Below are 16558 nucleotides of genomic sequence, written 5' to 3'. Positions count from 1 at the left end.
CTACCGACCGCCGCCCCGTTTGCAACTATTGCGAACCATGGACGAGTTCTGGCTGCACCCACGGCTGGGGACGGCGACTCGGGACGGACAGGCGCCTCGGTTCTACCTGCTGGCGCTGCAACATGCCGTACAGACCCTGGACGCGGACCCGCGTTGGCAGCAGTGGTGGCACCGGTCCGGCTTCCTCGACTGTGAACTCGGCATCGTCACCGAGGGCCGGCTCGACCACCTGCGCCCCAGCGCCGACCTGCGGCGCGTCGACGACCGGCTGCGCGCCAACTTCACGTGCGCGCTGCCGCCGGCCGGGACCGCCCGCGACGAGCTGGTCCGGCGGGCGGCCACCGAGGTGCGCACCATGTTCGAGCTGATCCGCGAGGCGCTGGCGCTGCCCGACCTGCCGCCGCCGCCCACGCCGTCGGCCCCGCCGGAGGACGCCGGCGAGGTGCCGGTGACGGCCAAGGGCCTGCCGTCCATCCCGCGCGAGCTGGAGCCGCAGGGCTATCTGACGCTCACTCAGGTCCAGGACTTCTTCGGGTCGTGACCCGCTCCGGCCGGTGCGCGCCGGGATCGCGCTGCCGGGGGATCTTCGGCGCCGCCGGCTCGGCGTGCGGGGCGGACGGGGCCGGCGGGCTCGCCGGCGTGATCACGACAGCCGCGCCGGCCAGGCCGATGCCCGCGTAGCGGACCGGGCGCAGCGCGCGCATCAGCAGCGCGTGGCCGACGGCCAGCAGCACACAGCCCAGCAGGCACCCCGGGATCGCCCGGACCAGCGGATATCCGGGCGGCATGTCAAGCAGGGCGGGCAGGTCGCGGAACGCCAGGACGGCGACCACTCCGAGGGACACTGTGGACAGAACGGGCGCGACGAAGCGGCCCCAGGCGCGCTCGGGGCCGGGGATCCGGTTCAGGTGCAGCAGCGCGGCCACCGCCACGAGCAGCAGCACCAGCAGGATGCTCAGGACGCCGCCGACGATCAGCCAGCGGGCGGTGCGCGGGCCCGGATCGGCGCCGGCCAGGTAGGCGCCGGCCAGCGTCGACCCCGCGATCAGCGACTGGGTCACCGAGGCGGCGCGCGGCGCGGCCGTCCGGCGACGGACGTTTCCCAGCACGGCGGGGAGCACCCGTTCCCGGACCAGCGCGAACAGGTAGCGGGTGATCGCCTGGTGCAGTGCCAGCACGGCCGCCACCACGCCGGCCAGCAGCATGAACCGGCCCAGCGTGACAGCCCACGGGGCGAGCCGGTCGGCGGCCAGGTCGAAGAGCAGGTCGGCGCCGCGGACCTCGGCCACCACGGCAGCGCGGTCCGGCCCGGCGGCGACCAGCATGCTCCAGGAGAGGCCGCCGAGCAGCAGGGCGATCAGCAGCACCGCGAGAGACCCGCCGAGCCCGGCGCTGCGGCGCGGCTGGAAGCCCTCCTCGGCCGACACCGCGGTGGACTCGAAACCGGCGAAGGCCAGCACCGCGACGGCCAGCAGCAGCCCGATCGCCGGCCGGTCCAGCACGGTCCAGTCGGTGATCCGGATGGAGCCGGCGGTGACCCGGTCACCGAACGGCTGGAGCACGTTGGCCGCGCCGATCCCGGCGAGCACGGCCACCTGGGCGACCGCGAACAGGCCGATCACCCCGGCCGCCACCTCGATCCGCATGGTGCCGCAGAGCGCGACGAGCGCCCAGCAGGCCGCCGCCACCGCCCACCACGGCAGGTCACGGCCGAGGAAGCTCTGCGCCAGCGGCGCGGCGGCCACCCCGGCGAGGGCGTAGAGACCGAACTGGATCGCGTGGTAACCGGCGATCGCGAGCCAGGCGGCGGCCACCCCGGCGGGCCGGCCGAGGCCCTTGACCACCTGCGAGTACGCCGCTCCGGCGCTCGGGTGACGCCGGATCATCGCGGACTGGGCGCCGCAGAGGAACAGGAGCAGGAGCCCGGCGGCGGCGAACGACCAGGGAACGAGCGGCCCGGCGCCGTCGGCCAGGACGGCCGGAACCACGGTGACGAGGGTGACGATCGGGGCGGCCGCGGCCAGCCCGAGAAAGGCGATCGAAGCGGCGCCGACCCGGCCGGCGGCCAGCCCCGGCGACGGATCCTCCTCGGAGATCTCCACGGGTCCATTCAGTCGCACCCGCCCGGCTTTGACAACCGTACGTATCGACGCACTGACCGTTCGTGACCAGATTGGCACGAACCCCGAACCGCATGCGCGTTTTCCTCAACTGGGCCCACGCCCCGCCGACTGCAACCAGGTGCTCGCCACCCAGCAACTGACGGACTTCCTGGCCGTCGTAGCCGATCGGCCCGACGAGGCCGCCGCACAGCGTGCCGCCGTGGAGTGCGCGCAGCGTGCGCTCGGCGCCGATATCGCGGTTCTGACCGTCGATTCCCGCGTGACCGCCGCCGTCGGCCTGCCGGCCGAGGAGATCCCGGTACACGCGCTGACCGCCGACCACCTGCTGGGTCGCCGGTCCACGATGTGGGCCGGCGACGTCCGCTATCACCTGGCGGTGGCCCCGCTGGGCAGCTCGTCCGCCGGCGTGCTGGTGATCGGCCGGCGCTCCGGCGCGTTCACCGACGAGGAGGTCTGTCTGCTCCGCGGCATGGCCCGGGTCCTGGAGCTGAGTCTTCAGGCACTGCACCTGGTCGAGACCGAGCGCCGCCAGTCCGCGGAGAACGCCCGCCTGATCGACTCGTTGCAGCGCCGGCAACGCCTGTTCGACGAGCTCAGCTCGGTGCAACGGTCGATCGCGCAGCGCGAGCCGCTGAGCCGGATCCTGGACCGGATCGCCGGAGCGGCCGCCGAGCTGCTCGACGTCGACATCGCCGGGCTCACCGTGCTGGAGAGCGACGACCCGGGCCGGATGAGCCTGATCTCCGCCGCCGGCATCCCGGACGAGCTGATGTCCCGGATGCAGCGGATCCCGGTCGCCACGCTGGGCGTCGTCGGCCTGGCGATCATGGGTGACGAGCTGATCGCGGTGGACGACTACGCGACCTCGCCGATCGCCGTGCCGGAGCTGGTCCGAGCGCGGCTCGAGAGCGTGATGGCGGTGCCGGTGCACGAGAACGGCGTCGTGGTGGGCGCCATGTTCGCCGCCTCGCACACCGCGCGGCGGGAGTGGGACGAGACCTCGCGGGAGGTGCTGTCGGCGTTCGCCGAGCACGCCAGCCTGGCCGTCACCGACGCCCGGGCGCTGCACGAGATGAACGCCTCGTTCCACGACGCGCTGACCGGGCTGGCCAGCCGCTCGCTGTTCGTCACCCGGATGGAGAACGCGCTCGGCGCGGACCGTACCGGCGGGCTCGCCACGTTGCTGATCGGCCTGGACCGGTTCAAGGTCATAAACGACTCTCTCGGGCACCAGGCCGGAGACCGCTTGCTGGTCATGGTCGCCGACCGCCTGCGTGACTGCCTGCGCACCGACGACACGGCGGCCCGGCTGGGCGGTGACGAGTTCGCCGTGCTGCTGCCGGACGGCGCCGCCGCGGACGCCGCCGTGACGGTGGCCCGGCGGATCGTCACGGCGATGCGGGAGCCGTTCGACCTGGACGGCCGGGAGACGTTCGTGACGTGCAGCATCGGTGTCGCCTTCGGGGAGGCCGGCACGCACGACGCCCAGGAGCTGATGGTCCGCGGCGACCTGGCCCTGTTCGAGGCCAAGAAGAAGGGCAAGGACCAGTACGCCGTCTTCGACCCGGCCATCCGCGAGTCCTTCCAGCGCCACCTGGAGATGGAGGCCGACCTGCGCCGGGCCGTGCTGCGGCACGAGTTCCAGCTGCGGTTCCAGCCGATCGTGCGGTTGGCGACCCGGGAGATCTCCGGCCTGGAGGCGCTGGTCCGCTGGCAGCACCCGCTGCACGGGATGATCCCGCCGCTGGCCTTCATCCCGCTGGCCGAGGAGACCGGGATGATCGTCCCGATCGGCGAGTGGGTGCTGCGGGAGGCGTGCCGGCAGGCGGCCCGCTGGAACGCGCAGCGCGGCACGAACGCGCCGCTCACCGTGAGCGTGAACCTGTCGGCCGTCCAGCTGGACCGCCCCGATCTGCCCGACCTGGTGTCGTCGGCGCTGGCCGACAGTGGGCTGCCGCCGCACCACCTGATCATCGAGCTGACCGAGTCACTGCTCGTGGATCATCGCGCGGAGATCGTGGAACGGCTCCAGACGATCAAGGATCTGGGCGTGCGGCTGGCGATCGACGACTTCGGCACCGGCTATTCGTCACTGGCCTACCTGCGGCGCTTCCCGGTCGACATCATCAAGATCGACAAGTCTTTCGTGGACGACGTCGGCGACGTGCCGGCCGCCGCGGCGCTCACCCACGGCATCATCCAGCTCGGCCAGGCGCTGCAGCTGTCCACGGTCGCCGAGGGCATCGAGGACGCCGGCCAGCTCAGCGAACTGGCGGACGGCAACTGTGAACTCGGCCAGGGCTACTACTTCGCCGAGCCGCTGACCACCGACGCCATGCAGGAGCTGCTGTTTCCCCCGTCCGCGTGAGCGGGCGGGTGACCACGCACTCTACGCCCGGCGGGCGCGGCGCCGGGCGCGAGTCGCGGTGGCCTCGCGGGTCTGGTACGGCGGGTACGCGTAGCCCGTACCGGTAAAGGTTTGTTGATTGGTTTGTAGCGAACAGCCAACCGGCGTTCCCCTGGACTTCACGTCCGGGGCAGACCGTGGGCGGCATGGATGTTCTGCTGACCGTCGTAGTGCCGGTCTACGCGGTCGAGGGCTACCTCTACCAGTGTCTCGAGTCGCTCCGCGCCGGCCTGACCGCGGAGGAGAACGCCCTGGTCGAGGTCATCGCCGTGGACGACGCCTCGCCGGACGCCTGCGGGGCGATGCTGGACGGGTACGCCGCCCGCCACGGTGACCTGCGGGTCCTGCATCTGCCCGGCAACGTCGGGCTGGGCCCGGCCCGCAACGCCGGGCTGGCCGAGGCGCGCGGCGCGTACGTGTGGTTCGTGGACAGCGACGACTGGCTGCCGTCCGGCTCGGTCCGGGCCGTGCTGGAGCGTCTGCGCGAGACCGAGCCGGACGTGCTGCTCGTCGACCACCTGCGGGTGCACGAGAACGGCCGGTTGCAGACCGACGCCAGCTCGCCGCTGCTGGCCGGGCCGGTGGACCTCGCGCGGCTGCTCGGCGTGCAGCACACCGCCTGGAACCGGGTGATGCGCCGGGAGTTCCTGGCCGAGCACGAGCTGCGCTTCCCGGCCGGGTGGTACGAGGACGTCCCGTTCAGCAACCCGGTCCTGATCGCCGCCGAGCGTCTCGACGTGCTGAACCGGGTCTGCTACCACTACCGGGTCGGCCGGTTCGGCGCGATCACGGCGACCCGCAGCGACCGGCACTTCGAGGCGTTCGAGCAGTGGGACCGGCTGCACGCGTGGCTGGCCGCGGCCGGTGTCGCGCCCGCGCTCCGGGTCCGCATGTTCAGCCTGATGATCAGCCACCTGCTGGTGGTCGCCGGGAACGAGAGCCGGGTGCACCCGTCCCGGCGCCGTGCCTACTTCCGGCGGATCGCGGCGCTCTACCGGCGGCACCGCCCGGCCGGTTACCTGCCGCCGGCCGGCACCCCGGGTCTCAAGCACCGGCTCGTGGCGGCGAACAGCTACACCATGTACGCCGCCCTGCGCACCGGCTACCGGGTGGCCGGACTGCGCCGCCGGCCCACGGAACGGACACCCGCGGTTTCCCCGGAGGTCCCCGCGCCGCCACGGGCGGTCCAGAGCGCCTCCCTACGTTGACTCCCGTGCTTCGACCCGCCCGTGACACCGACCGTGACCTGGTCCTGCCCTGGCGCAACCACCCTTCGGTCCGCGCCGTCAGCCTGACCACGCACGAGATCCGGCCGGCCGAGCACGCCGCCTGGTGGGCCCGGCGCGGCGGTGACGTCCTGATCTACGAGGAGGACGGCGTCCCGGCCGGCGTAGTGATCTTCAACGGCTCCGCCTGGTCGTTCTACCTCGACGTGGAGGGGCTCGGCCCGCGCCTGCTGCCGGCGTGGATGCGGCTGGAGAGGGAGGCCGTCGAGTACGCCTTCGGCACCCTCGGCCTGGCGACCCTGGGCGGCGAGACGCTCGCCGACAACAAGCAGGTCCTCGCCCTGCACCGGCGATTCGGGTTCCGCGAGACACGCAGATACGAACGGCTGGTCGACGGCGTGCCGAAGACCGTCGTCTGGACGGAGAGAAGCAGATGAGCAGCAGGAAGCCATACATCGTGGCGGAGATGTCGGGCAACCACAACGGTTCGCTGGAGCGGGCCCTGGCCCTGGTGGACGCCGCGGCCGAGGCCGGCGCCGACGCCATCAAGATCCAGACGTACACCGCGGACACCATGACCGTGGACGTCAGGCACCCGCGCTTCCAGATCTCCGCGGGCCACGGCCTGTGGGGTGGCGAGCACCTCTACCAGCTCTTCGAGCGGGCACACACCCCGTGGGACTGGCACGCGCCGATCTTCGAGCGGGCCCGGGAGCGAGGCATCACGCCGTTCTCCAGCCCGTTCGACCGGACCGCCGTCGAGTTGCTGGAGAAGCTGGACGCGCCGATGTACAAGATCGCGTCCTCGGAGATCACCGACCTGCCGCTGATCCGGCTGGCCGCCTCGACCGGCAAGCCGGTCATCATCTCCACCGGCATGGCGACGCTGCGCGAGATCACCGCCGCGGTCGAGGCCGCCCAGGGCGCCGGCGCCACCGACATCACCGTGCTGAGCTGCACCGCCTCCTACCCGGCGCCGCCCGAGGAGACCAACCTGCGGCGCATCCCGGTGCTGGCCGGGGCGCTGCGGCTGCCGATCGGGCTGAGCGACCACACCATGGGCATCGGGGTGCCGATCGCCGCGGTGGCGTACGGCGCCGTGCTGATCGAGAAGCACTTCACCCTGGACCGGGCCGACGGCGGCGTGGACGCGGCGTTCTCCCTCGACCGGGACGAGCTGCGGCTGCTGGTCACCGAGTCGGAGCGGGCCTGGCAGGCGCTGGGCACCACGGCCATCGGCCCGACCGAGGCGGAGCGGGAGAGCCTGCGGTTCCGGCGCTCCCTCTACGTGGTCACCGACGTCCGGGCGGGCGACCCGGTCACCGAGCAGAACGTGCGGTCGATCCGGCCCACCGGCGGGCTCGAACCCGACCTGATCGGGACGGTGCTCGGCCGCACCTTCACCGTCGGCGCGGCCAAGGGCACCCCGCTCACCTGGGACCTGATCTGATCATCCGGTAGGCGCGTTTCGCGGCCATCAGCGCCCTCCCGGACACCCGGCTGCGGTGGAACCGCAGCTCCCACTCCATCCGGCTGAGCTGGGCGTCCCGGGAGGCGATGATCTGCTCGGTCCACTCCATCATCGCCAGCAGGTGGCTCGCCTGGTAACGCTGCCGCCAGAGCGCCTCGGTCAGCTCGTGGTAGCCCGCCACGTCCAGCGGCGCGGTGCCCGGCTGCACGGCGAGCAGGGCGAGCCGGTGTGCCCGCCGCTCGGCCGGGCGCAGCCCGAACTCGGCGGCGTCGACCGTCACCTGGAGGTCCACGGCCGCGCGGAAATCCTCCTCGGTCACGCTGCGCCCGGCCATGCCGGTCAGGATCGCCGCCAGGTCGGCCGCGCTCGCGGTGAGCGGCCACGGGTGCGGGCGGGCCCAGGTGACCAGACGGACCGCGAACTGCCAGAGCGCCCGGACCAGCGCGGTCTGGGCGGGAATCGGCTCGGCCGGCGCCCAGCGCGCGGACAGCACCACCGGGCCGTCCGGGGTGACACCGAGATCGGAGAGATCGGCCAGCGCGGCCGGGCCGTCGATCAGGCCGTCCCGGGACTGTCCGGCCAGCCAGGCCTCGTACTGGGCGATCTCCTGTCGTAGCCGCCGCACGTCGGCCGCCGCGCAGAGGTCGAGCAGCCGCTCCTCCAACGGGTAGCCGGCGGCCGGCCGCACCAGCTCGGCACGGCGCAGCCCGTACGGCTCGCGGGGAGCCGGACCGGTCCGGATCGCCGCATCCGGCGTGCGGATGCCGTGCTGATCGCCGACCAGGACATCGGGCCGCCGCGCCGGCCGGTCGCGATCACCGGGCGCGTGCGCGATGACCAGCCACCCGCCGGCCACGGTGTCCTCCGCACCGGCCCGCAGCGCCCGATCGATCAACCGGCGTGGGTCACTGAGCACCGGACGGCCGCGGAAGGCCGTGGTGTAGGCCCGCGCCAGCACGGTGCGCAGCCAGGGTCGCAGCGGCGACGCGACGTCACCGAGGGTTTCCCCACCGATCAGTACGGTCGGCGCGCCCGGTTCCGGAAAAGCGGCATACGCCGTGCCGATCTCCAGGCCGGACCCGGTCAGGGCCGCGGTGAGCTGGGGGCGGGCGGCCGGGCCGTCCATCGCCTCGGCCGGGTGCCAGGCGGCGTCGTCACGGTGCCCGGCACCCGGGTCCAGCCGCACCGTGTGATGCGCCCCGAGCCGGTTGTCGTGCAGGAGGATCAGGGCGCCACCCGGGCGTACTGCTCGGGCCAGACGGTCGAGCAGTTCGGCGGCCGGGAGCTGGTCTCCCTCGGCCGAGTTGAGCCGCTGGATGCCGTCGGTGGCGACCACCAGGTCGTACCCGGCGGTCAGGTCGGCCTTGCCGAGCGCCCCGGCCAGCACGGTCACGGCGGGATGGGCGCGGGCGGCCTGTTCGGCGTCGGTGAGCGAGCGCAGCAGCCAGGTCACCTCGGCACCGCCCGTGGTCAGCGCGGTGACCAGCCCGTCCGGGTGCGGGCCGGCGACCAGGACGGTCCCGCCGGGGCCGGCCAGTTCGACGCTCAGATGGGTGAGCAGCGGGTTGTCGCGCGCGACCGGCTCGGTCCAGCTGAACATCTCACCGCCCACCCGCGTCAGATTGGTCAGCGGTGGTGCGGCCGGCGCGGCGGCCGTGTCCGGACGGTCCGGCATCAGACGTACCCCTTCTTCGACCAGCCCAGGAGCTTGCGCAGTTCCTCGGGTCCGGCCAGTTCGTCGGCGCCCAGCTGCGCCCGGGCGAGCCGGTGGCAGGTGGCGAAGTCGGTCTCCCGGCCGTACAGGTCGGCCCATTGGCGGTGCAGCCGCGGCTCCCCGCCGAACGTCATGTCGGCGTTGTCGAGCACCATCGGGTCGCCGTAGACCGCCGCCTCCCGGCCGGCCAGCAGGCCGTACCAGATGGCGCTGCACAACCGGTTGGAGACCACCCGCCGGTGCCGCCGCAGCTCGGCGAGCTGTTTGACCAGGAAGTCCCGGTCGTGGTCGCGCCACCAGAAGCCCCGGTAGCCGTGGCAGATCACCCGGAACCCGGCCCGCTCGTAGAGCCGGCGTACCGCGCCCATCCGGTACTCGTTCCAGTACAGGCAGGCGGTGACCGGGCCGGTCTCGGTCGCCCGCACCTCGTCGATGAGGCGCTGGTGGTCGCCGTGGACCTGCTGCCCCTCCCAGCCGTGGAAGGGGTAGAAGATCGTCCCCTCGCCGGGTTCGTCGCCGGCCGGCGTCATCTCCACCAGGTACGCGAACGGGGCGCCCACCACGATCACGTTGCGCCGGCCCTGCGACCAGGACCGCCGCCGGGTCTCCGCGGACCAGACGAGCAGCCGGGAGCCGGTCACGTACGGCGTACCGGGGGCCAGGCCGTCGCCGATGTTCCAGCCGTGCTGGAGGTAGCCGTGGATCCGGGGCGGATGCGCCGGCTCGGGCATCCCGCAGTAGCGGGCCAGGATGTGCGAGTGGCCGTAGTGATGGTTGGCGTGGTGCATGTCGGTCCGCTCCGTCCGCGTACGGAGCCGCACGTTATCAGCCGATACCGGGGCTGATCGCACCACTTTATGGCTGTTCTACCGATTCTCGCGCCACAGTTCACCGGCCGTCCCCGCAGAATTCAGGCGCCCGTCCCGTCCCGGGGTCACCTGCCCTCGCGGGGCCATGTTGATCTACAGTGGATCCAGGCCGGGGTGGACGCCGCCACGTCCCCCCGGCCGCCGCACTTCCGATGGGATAGCGTCCCAGGAGATGGGCCCCTACCTGAACCGCGCCAGCCTCACCGCCGTCGCCGCCGGTGGCGCGCTCGGCGCCCTGGCCCGCTACGGCATCGCCACCGCGTGGCCGACCGCGCCGCACGGTTTCCCCTGGTCCACCTGGCTGGTCAACGTGACCGGCTGTTTCCTGATCGGGGTGCTCTACAGCCGGGTCGAGCCGCGCCTGCCCCGGCTGTTCCTCGGCACCGGGTTCCTCGGCGGCTACACCACCTTCTCCACGGCGGTCGTCGAGACGTCCCAGGCCGGGCTGATCTATCCGGCGGCCACCCTGGCCGGCGCGGTGGCGGCGGTCGCGGCCGGAAGCGCCCTGGCCGCCCGATGACGGTCCTGCTGGTGGCCCTCGGTGCCGCGGTCGGCGCGCCGCTGCGCTACCTGACCGACCTGATGCTGCGGAACCGGTTCGGGGCGGCCTTCCCGTGGGGCACCCTCACCGTGAACGTCACCGGTTCGTTCGTCCTCGGCCTGGTGCTCGGGCTGCCGCTCCCGGCCGGCGCGGTGGCGCTGCTCGGCACCGGGTTCTGCGGGGCGCTCACCACGTACTCGACCTTCAGCTGGGAGATCCTGACGCTGACCCGGCGCTCCGAGATCGCGGCCGCGGCCGGATACGCCCTGCTCAGCATCGGGGCCGGAACGGGCGCCGCCGTGCTCGGCGGCGCCCTCGCTCAGGCGGTCAGCTGACCGGGGTGAGCTCCCGCTCGATCCGCGGCTCGTCCGGCTGCGCGGGCGGCTCGTGGGCCACCTCCGGCAGCCAGCCCAGCCACTTCGGCAGCCACCAGTTCGCCCGGCCGAGCAGCGCCATCACCGAGGGCAGCAGGACCGCCCGGATGATCGTGGCGTCCAGCAGGACCGAGGCGGCCAGGCCGATGCCCAGCTCCTTGGTGGCGGTCAGCGGCAGCGTGGCGAACAGGGCGAACACCGCGACCATCACCACGGCCGCGCTGGTGATCACGCCGGCGGTCCGGCCGATGCCCTCGCGGACGGCGTCCCGCGTCGACAGGCCGCGGTCGTGGCCCTCGCGGATCCGGCTGACCACGAAGACGTGGTAGTCCATCGACAGCCCGAACAGGATGACGAAGAGGAACATCGGGATCCAGTTGGTGATGCCCCCGCCGGAGACGAAGCCGAGCCGCTCCTCGAAGTGCCCGTACTGGAAGACGTAGACCAGCATGCCGTAGCAGGCCGCGACCGACAGCAGGTTCAGCAGCAGCCCGGTGACCGCCACCACGACCGACCGGAACGACACCAGCAGCAGCAGGAACGCCAGCCCCAGGACGAACGCGAAGACCAGCGGCAGCGTCTTGTCCAGCTGCTCGTTGTAGTCGACGCCGCCCGCGGTGGACCCGGTGACCAGCGCCGTGGCACCGTCGATCCGGCCGAAGGTGTCCGGCACGACCTGGTCACGGAGCAGGTTCAGCGCGTCGACGGCGACGCTGTCGCTCTCCTTACCGGCCAGGCCGACCGAGACCACCGCGACGTTCCCGGCCGGGTTGACCTCGACACCGACCGGCTCGGCCAGCTTCCCGCCGCTGTCCCGGACCGCGGCCTCCAGCGCGGCCAGCGCCTTCTCGAACTCCGCGGTCTCGACCGAGTCGTCCTTGACCACGATCTGTGCCGGGGTGGTCTTGCTGGGGAACGACTCGCCGATGGCGAGGAACGTCTGCACGACCGGGGCGTCCGGCGAGACGTCCTGGATGGCCTGGCCCCGGGTCTTCAGATCGAGGGCGGGGTAGGCCAGTGCGCCGAGCGCCGCGACGGCGACGACAGCGGAGATCAACGGCTTGGCGAGTACGACGTCGAGCAGCGCGTTCCAGACCCGGCCGTCGCTGTTCCGCCGGTACAGGCCGGGAATCTTGAGGGCGTCGACCCGGTCGCCGAGCAGGGAGAGCAGGGCGGGCAGCACGGTCAGCGAGCCGAGCACGGCCGTGGCCACCACCAGGATGGTGCCGGTGGCGAAACTGACGAAGACGACGTCCTGGGTGAAGAACATGCCGGCCATGGCGATCATGACGGTGAGCCCGGAGACCCAGATCGACCGGCCCGAGGTCTGCGCCGCGATCATCAGTGCCCGGTGCGGGTCGGCGCCCCGGCGGCGCTCGTCGCGTTCCCGGCGGATGTAGAACAGGCAGTAGTCGACGCCGACGGCCAGGCCGATCAGCAGCATCACGTGCGTCGTCTCGTCGACCGCCGGCGCATACCGGCTGGCGGCCGCCATCAGGCCGATCGCGGCGACCACCGACATGATCGCCAGGAGGACCGGGAGGAACGAGGCGACCACCGCGCCGAAGGCGACCAGCAGGATGCCCAGCGTCACCGGGATGGAGAGCATCCCCAGCCGGTTCAGGCCACCCGTCAGCTCCTCGTCGACCAGGCGGTCGGCGCTCGCCGAGCCGGCCTCGGCGATGAGGAGGCCGGGGTGGGCGCTCTGCACCCGCGCCACCGCGTCCAGGGCCGGACCGACCCGCTCCGCCGCGGTCTCGGGGTCACCGGTGATGCTGAAACTGATCAGCGTCGACCGGCCGTCCGCCGACTGGATCGGCTCCTGCACGCCGGTGACGCCGGCGGTCGCGCTCAGAACCTCGGTGATCTCGGCGGTGGCCGCCGTCCGGTTCGACTCGGCCCGGTTCTGGATCAGCACCATCTCGCCGGCCGGCTGCTCCGGGAACCCGGCCGCCGCGACGATCCGGTCGGCGTCGCCGGAGTCCCCGTGCCCGGCCGTGCCCTCGTCCGCCTGCTTCGTGCCGATCATGCCGCTGAGAACGACGGTGGCGGCCACGAACGCGATCCAGCCGAGTATCGCGAGCACCCGATGGCGGGCGCTCCAGATCGCGGCACGAGCCGCGATTCCCTTGACGTCTTCCCTGGTCTCCATGGCGAGAACGCTATGGATTCCGCAGTGGCCGGACGATATGGCGGCCACCCGGATCCGGGGTAGGGCTAGCCCTACGCCTGGAGGTAGGCCAGCACCGCCAGGACCCGGCGGTGCTGCTCCTCGTCCTGGTGCAGGCTCAGCTTCGTGAAGATGTTGCGGACGTGCTTCTCCACCGCGCCGTCGGTGACCACCAGCGTGCGGGCGATCGCGGTGTTCGACATGCCCTCGGCCATCCGGCTCAGCACCTCACGCTCGCGCGGGGTGAGGCTGCGCATCGGGTCGTCGCGCCGGCGCCGAACCAGCAGCTGGGCCACCACCTCCGGGTCCAGCACGGTGCCGCCGCCGGCCACCCGGTCCAGGGCGTCGAGGAAGTCGCCCACCAGGGAGACCCGGTCCTTCAGCAGATAGCCGACCGCGCCACGGCGGTCGGCCAGGAGATCGTCGGCGTACGAGACCTCGACGTACTGCGAGAGCACGAGGATCGGGCTGCCCGGCACCGCGGTCCGCGCCTCCACGGCGGCGCGCAGCCCCTCGTCGGTGTGCGACGGCGGCATCCGGACGTCCACGATGGAGACGTCCGGACGGTGTTCCTTGATCGCCTCGACCAGGGCGGGCCCGTCACCGACGGCCGCGACGACGGTGTGACCGTTCTCCTCGACGAGGCGGATCAGGCCCTCTCGCAACAGCACGGCGTCATCGGCAATCACCACACGCATGCCGCCATGCTGTCAGATCGGCAGGGCCGCCGTGAGCCGTGTGCCCGCGCCCTCCGGGCTGTCCACCGCCAGCACTCCCCCGGCGGCCCGGACCCGGTCGTCCAGCCCGGCCAGGCCGTGCCCCTTGGCCAGGCTCGCCCCACCCACGCCGTCGTCACTGACCGTGACGATCAGGCCGGTGGCGATCCGCTGCACGCTGACCTGCACCTCGTTGGCGTGGCTGTGCTTGGCGACGTTGGTGAGCGCCTCGGCCACCACGAAGTAGGCGGTGGACTCGACGGCCGGGTCGAGCCGGTCGATCGGGGGCGCGTCCAGGTCCACCGGGACGGTGCACCGGCCGGCCAGCGCGGTCAGCGCCGCCCGCAGGCCCCGGTCCACCAGGATCGGCGGGGCGATGCCGCGGGACAGGGCGCGCAGCTCGTCGAGCGTCTCCCGGGTCTGGGCCAGGGCCTCGGCCACGATGGCGCGGGCCCGTTCCGGGTCGTCGGTGAACTGCTGCTCGGCCCGGCCCAGGTCCATGGCGAGGCGGACCAGCCGCTGCTGCGGGCCGTCGTGGATGTCGCGCTCCAGCTTGCGCAGCGCCACCGCCTCGGCCGAGACGGCCGCCGCCTTCTGCCGCTGCGCCACGTCGCGGGCCTCCTCGGCGGCGGCCACCTGCCGGCGCAGCTCCCCGGCGCCGATCAGCAGGCCACGGGCGAAGTGCGCCTCCATCAGCGCGGCGCCGCGGACCACCCAGTACAGCGTGCCGGTGAAGAACAGGCCGATGCTCACGTTGAAGAGGATCCGGGCGGCCATGGTGTCGTCGAAGCCGAGGAGTTCGTGCAGCTCGTAGTTGTCCGGCGGGTGCGGCAGGGCCCAGTCCCACAGCGGGTAGGTGAGCCCGGCGAGAGCGACCGCCCACCAGGTGACGACGAGGCAGAACGCCAGGGTGTTCGGGATGAAGCGGAAGATCGCGTGCACCAGGTCGAGCCACGACTGCCCGTCGGAGAGCGGGCCGAAGGTGCGGCGCAGCAGCCCCTTGCCGCGGACCTTCTTGTAGATCGGCTGCGGGACGCCGCGGCCCAGCACCGGGGCGATCCGGGCCCGCTCGGTGATGGCGAACCCGCGGGCGAACATCAGCGTGCCGACCATGATCGGCAGGCCGACCCAGATGACCACCAGGCCGCTGCCGAGAGCGAAGCCGGTGATGCCGACGATGAGAGCGATCAGGCCGAGGGGGAATCCGACCAGCACGTACTGCGTGTCGATCCCCAACTGGCGCAGGAACCGCCGGGTGGGACGGGGAGCGGGCGCCGGCCCCGCGTGTGTGGTCGTCATGCCCTAGACGCTAGGCACCGGCGCCCTGCCGTGCGATCCCGTTGACCGCCGATCAGAAGGTAGGGATAACCCGACCTGTCCTAGTGGTGGTCCGCCATGTGCTCGCGCAGCGGCACGATGAACGTGTCAGCGGCGGCCGCGGTGGACGCCGCCGAGGCCGACGCCACCTTCCAGTTGCTGTGACCGGGCATGGCCGGGGTCTTCGTGCCGTACAGCCACCGGTTCAGGAACGGCTTGAGGTTCTGGCCGGACACCTTCGAGGCGAGGGCGATGAAGTCCTGCGTCGACGCCGACTTGCCGCGGTACTTGCGGACCCACTCACGCTCGAGCTTGGCGAACTTCTTGGCGCCGATCTTCTGCTTGAGGGCGTAGAGGACGAGCGCGCCACCGGCGTACACGTTGGGGTTGAAGACGTCCCACACCGACGCCGAGCCCTTCGGGCGGGCGACCGGGCCGTACTCCGCGCGCAGCATGTCGCTGGACTGGTAGACGGCCTTGAAGTAGGCGTCCGGGTTGGCGAAGCCGGTGTACTTCTTGAAGGTCTTCGTGTCGGCCGCGTAGAGCAGCTCGTACCAGGTGGCGTGGCCCTCGTTCTGCCACACGTCGCTCCACGACTTCGGCGCCACGCTGTCGCCGAACCACTGGTGCGCCAGCTCGTGCACCATGATCGGGTTCAGGACGTGGGCCGGAGCGCCGAACAGGCTGGTGTCGTAGAGCGAGAGCGTCTGGGTCTCCAGAGCGAAGCCGAGGTTCGCGTCGATGACCAGCGACCCGTAGTTCTCGAACGGGTACTTTCCGACCCTCTTCGTCATGTAGGCCAGCTGGGCGCGCTCGACCTTGGCCTTGGGGAGCAGCTTGCCCGACAGGCGGCGCGGAACGACGTCGCGGATCTGCACGCCGTCGACGGCCTTGCGGTTGTAGACCACGAAGTCACCGGCCACCACCTGGGCGAGCTCGCTGGCCATCGGCTTGGCCTCGCGGTAGACCGAGGTGGTGTAGCCGCCGGCGGTGGTGGTCTTCAGGTGGCGGCCGCTGGCCACGCCCTTCCAGCCGGACGGGACGGTCACCGAGATGGTGTAGGTGGCCTTGTCCCGCGGGTGGTCGTTGCTCGGGAAGAGGTTGTGCGACGTGTCCGGCTGGCCGGCGAGGACCGTGCCGTCCTTGGTCGCGACGAAACCCTCCGGCGCGCCGCTGGTGGCCGACACCGGGGTGGCGGTGAAGTTGTTGACGGTGACCCAGAAGCCCTTGCCCTTCGGCAGGTAGGCCGACGGCGTGATCACCAGCTCCTCGCCGGACCGGCTGAACGTGGCCGCCTTGCCGTTCACGTAGACCGAGCCGACGCTGTTGCCGGCGAAGTCGAGATTGAACCGGGAGAGGTTCTGCGTCGCCTTCGCGCTGATCGTGACGCTGCCGTTGACGGTCTGCGCCGGGTTCTTCGCCGGATGGTTGAGCCGCAGGTTGTAGTTGGTGACGTCGTAGCCGCCGTTACCGAGCAGGGGGTAGAGCCGGTCGCCGAGGCCCGCCGAGCCGGGGGTGGCGCTCACGGCCGCGGAGGCGGGCGTGATGCTCCCGGCGACACCGACCAGAACGGCCGTGCTCACGGCCAGCGCCCCGGTCAGCCGGCCATTGATAATCTTGGACATGGGCG

General features: G+C 72.2%; 14 protein-coding genes. 7 read left to right on the top strand and 7 right to left on the bottom strand.

The genetic code is table 11. The features are described 5' to 3' along the window. Positions 1-37: 37 nt before the first annotated feature. The gene (locus J5X75_RS40280; protein ID WP_183225273.1) at positions 38-541 is read left to right on the top strand and encodes a hypothetical protein; all 504 of its coding nucleotides are present in this window, start codon (positions 38-40) and stop codon (positions 539-541) included. Here the strand turns inward: J5X75_RS40280 and J5X75_RS40275 are convergent. Further along, positions 510-2102 carry an APC family permease gene (locus tag J5X75_RS40275; protein ID WP_307798584.1) on the bottom strand — a complete coding sequence of 531 codons (1593 nt, stop codon included), beginning with the start codon at positions 2100-2102 and terminating at the stop codon, positions 510-512. The genes J5X75_RS40280 and J5X75_RS40275 overlap by 32 nt on opposite strands. A gap of 139 nt (positions 2103-2241) precedes the next feature. On the opposite strand from J5X75_RS40275, the gene J5X75_RS40270 reads away from it, so the two are divergent. The 4 genes from J5X75_RS40270 to pseI all read left to right on the top strand — a co-directional run bounded on the left by J5X75_RS40270 (position 2242) and on the right by pseI (position 7206). Next, positions 2242-4491, top strand: coding sequence for a putative bifunctional diguanylate cyclase/phosphodiesterase (locus J5X75_RS40270; RefSeq protein ID WP_307798583.1), 2250 nt, complete (start codon positions 2242-2244; stop codon positions 4489-4491). Positions 4492-4676: 185 nt separating this feature from the next. Further along, positions 4677-5738 carry a glycosyltransferase family 2 protein gene (locus J5X75_RS40265; RefSeq protein WP_208472985.1) on the top strand — a complete coding sequence of 354 codons (1062 nt, stop codon included), beginning with the start codon at positions 4677-4679 and terminating at the stop codon, positions 5736-5738. Beyond that, on the top strand, positions 5735-6193 hold the full coding sequence (locus J5X75_RS40260) for a GNAT family N-acetyltransferase (protein ID WP_208472984.1): 459 nt from the start codon (positions 5735-5737) through the stop codon (positions 6191-6193). The genes J5X75_RS40265 and J5X75_RS40260 overlap by 4 nt, the downstream gene beginning before the upstream one ends. After that, complete coding sequence (gene pseI / locus J5X75_RS40255; protein WP_208472983.1) at positions 6190-7206, top strand: pseudaminic acid synthase; 1017 nt, start codon at positions 6190-6192, stop codon at positions 7204-7206. Before J5X75_RS40260 ends, pseI begins: the two co-directional genes overlap by 4 nt. Here pseI and J5X75_RS40250 read toward each other — a convergent pair. Together J5X75_RS40250 and J5X75_RS40245 are read right to left on the bottom strand one after the other, a co-directional pair. Beyond that, on the bottom strand, positions 7187-8902 hold the full coding sequence (locus J5X75_RS40250; RefSeq protein ID WP_208472982.1) for an amino acid adenylation domain-containing protein: 1716 nt from the start codon (positions 8900-8902) through the stop codon (positions 7187-7189). The genes pseI and J5X75_RS40250 overlap by 20 nt on opposite strands. Next, positions 8902-9729, bottom strand: coding sequence for a hypothetical protein (locus tag J5X75_RS40245; protein WP_208472999.1), 828 nt, complete (start codon positions 9727-9729; stop codon positions 8902-8904). Before J5X75_RS40245 ends, J5X75_RS40250 begins: the two co-directional genes overlap by 1 nt. A 253-nt stretch (positions 9730-9982) precedes the next feature. Between J5X75_RS40245 and J5X75_RS40240 the strand changes: the two genes are divergently transcribed. Continuing rightward, positions 9983-10330, top strand: a complete 348-nt coding sequence (locus tag J5X75_RS40240) for a FluC/FEX family fluoride channel (protein ID WP_208472981.1) — start codon at positions 9983-9985, stop codon at positions 10328-10330. Continuing rightward, positions 10327-10686 (top strand): fluoride efflux transporter CrcB, encoded by a 360-nt coding sequence (crcB, locus tag J5X75_RS40235; protein WP_208472980.1) that lies wholly within the window; start codon positions 10327-10329, stop codon positions 10684-10686. Before J5X75_RS40240 ends, crcB begins: the two co-directional genes overlap by 4 nt. Here the strand turns inward: crcB and J5X75_RS40230 are convergent. The 4 genes from J5X75_RS40230 to J5X75_RS40215 all read right to left on the bottom strand — a co-directional run bounded on the left by J5X75_RS40230 (position 10679) and on the right by J5X75_RS40215 (position 16553). Beyond that, on the bottom strand, positions 10679-12877 hold the full coding sequence (locus J5X75_RS40230; RefSeq protein WP_208472979.1) for an MMPL family transporter: 2199 nt from the start codon (positions 12875-12877) through the stop codon (positions 10679-10681). The two genes, crcB and J5X75_RS40230, sit on opposite strands and share 8 nt — an antisense overlap. Before the next feature lie 71 nt (positions 12878-12948). After that, entirely contained in the window at positions 12949-13593 is a 645-nt protein-coding gene (locus tag J5X75_RS40225; protein ID WP_208472978.1) for a response regulator, read from the bottom strand. A 12-nt stretch (positions 13594-13605) separates the two neighbouring features. Beyond that, the gene (locus J5X75_RS40220; protein WP_208472977.1) at positions 13606-14910 is read right to left on the bottom strand and encodes a sensor histidine kinase; all 1305 of its coding nucleotides are present in this window, start codon (positions 14908-14910) and stop codon (positions 13606-13608) included. An 80-nt stretch (positions 14911-14990) separates the two neighbouring features. Beyond that, positions 14991-16553 carry a M1 family metallopeptidase gene (locus J5X75_RS40215; protein ID WP_208472976.1) on the bottom strand — a complete coding sequence of 521 codons (1563 nt, stop codon included), beginning with the start codon at positions 16551-16553 and terminating at the stop codon, positions 14991-14993. Positions 16554-16558: the final 5 nt, after the last annotated feature.

This window comes from Actinoplanes flavus, from assembly GCF_017592555.1.
GTDB lineage: Bacteria > Actinomycetota > Actinomycetes > Mycobacteriales > Micromonosporaceae > Actinoplanes > Actinoplanes flavus.
Note: the sequence above shows the minus strand (reverse complement) of the source record. Positions and strands in the feature narration are given on the sequence as shown.

Bases quoted from the DNA above. Each gene is read 5' to 3' on its own strand.
- J5X75_RS40280 (WP_183225273.1), top strand. From the start codon at position 38: ATGGACGAGTTCTGGCTGCACCCACGGCTGGGGACGGCGACTCGGGAC.
- J5X75_RS40265 (WP_208472985.1), top strand. From the start codon at position 4,677: ATGGATGTTCTGCTGACCGTCGTAGTGCCGGTCTACGCGGTCGAGGGC.
- pseI (WP_208472983.1), top strand. From the start codon at position 6,190: ATGAGCAGCAGGAAGCCATACATCGTGGCGGAGATGTCGGGCAACCAC.
- J5X75_RS40250 (WP_208472982.1), bottom strand. From the start codon at position 8,902: ATGCCGGACCGTCCGGACACGGCCGCCGCGCCGGCCGCACCACCGCTG.
- J5X75_RS40245 (WP_208472999.1), bottom strand. From the start codon at position 9,729: ATGCACCACGCCAACCATCACTACGGCCACTCGCACATCCTGGCCCGC.
- J5X75_RS40240 (WP_208472981.1), top strand. From the start codon at position 9,983: ATGGGCCCCTACCTGAACCGCGCCAGCCTCACCGCCGTCGCCGCCGGT.
- crcB (WP_208472980.1), top strand. From the start codon at position 10,327: ATGACGGTCCTGCTGGTGGCCCTCGGTGCCGCGGTCGGCGCGCCGCTG.
- J5X75_RS40230 (WP_208472979.1), bottom strand. From the start codon at position 12,877: ATGGAGACCAGGGAAGACGTCAAGGGAATCGCGGCTCGTGCCGCGATC.
- J5X75_RS40225 (WP_208472978.1), bottom strand. From the start codon at position 13,593: ATGCGTGTGGTGATTGCCGATGACGCCGTGCTGTTGCGAGAGGGCCTG.
- J5X75_RS40220 (WP_208472977.1), bottom strand. From the start codon at position 14,910: ATGACGACCACACACGCGGGGCCGGCGCCCGCTCCCCGTCCCACCCGG.
- J5X75_RS40215 (WP_208472976.1), bottom strand. From the start codon at position 16,553: ATGTCCAAGATTATCAATGGCCGGCTGACCGGGGCGCTGGCCGTGAGC.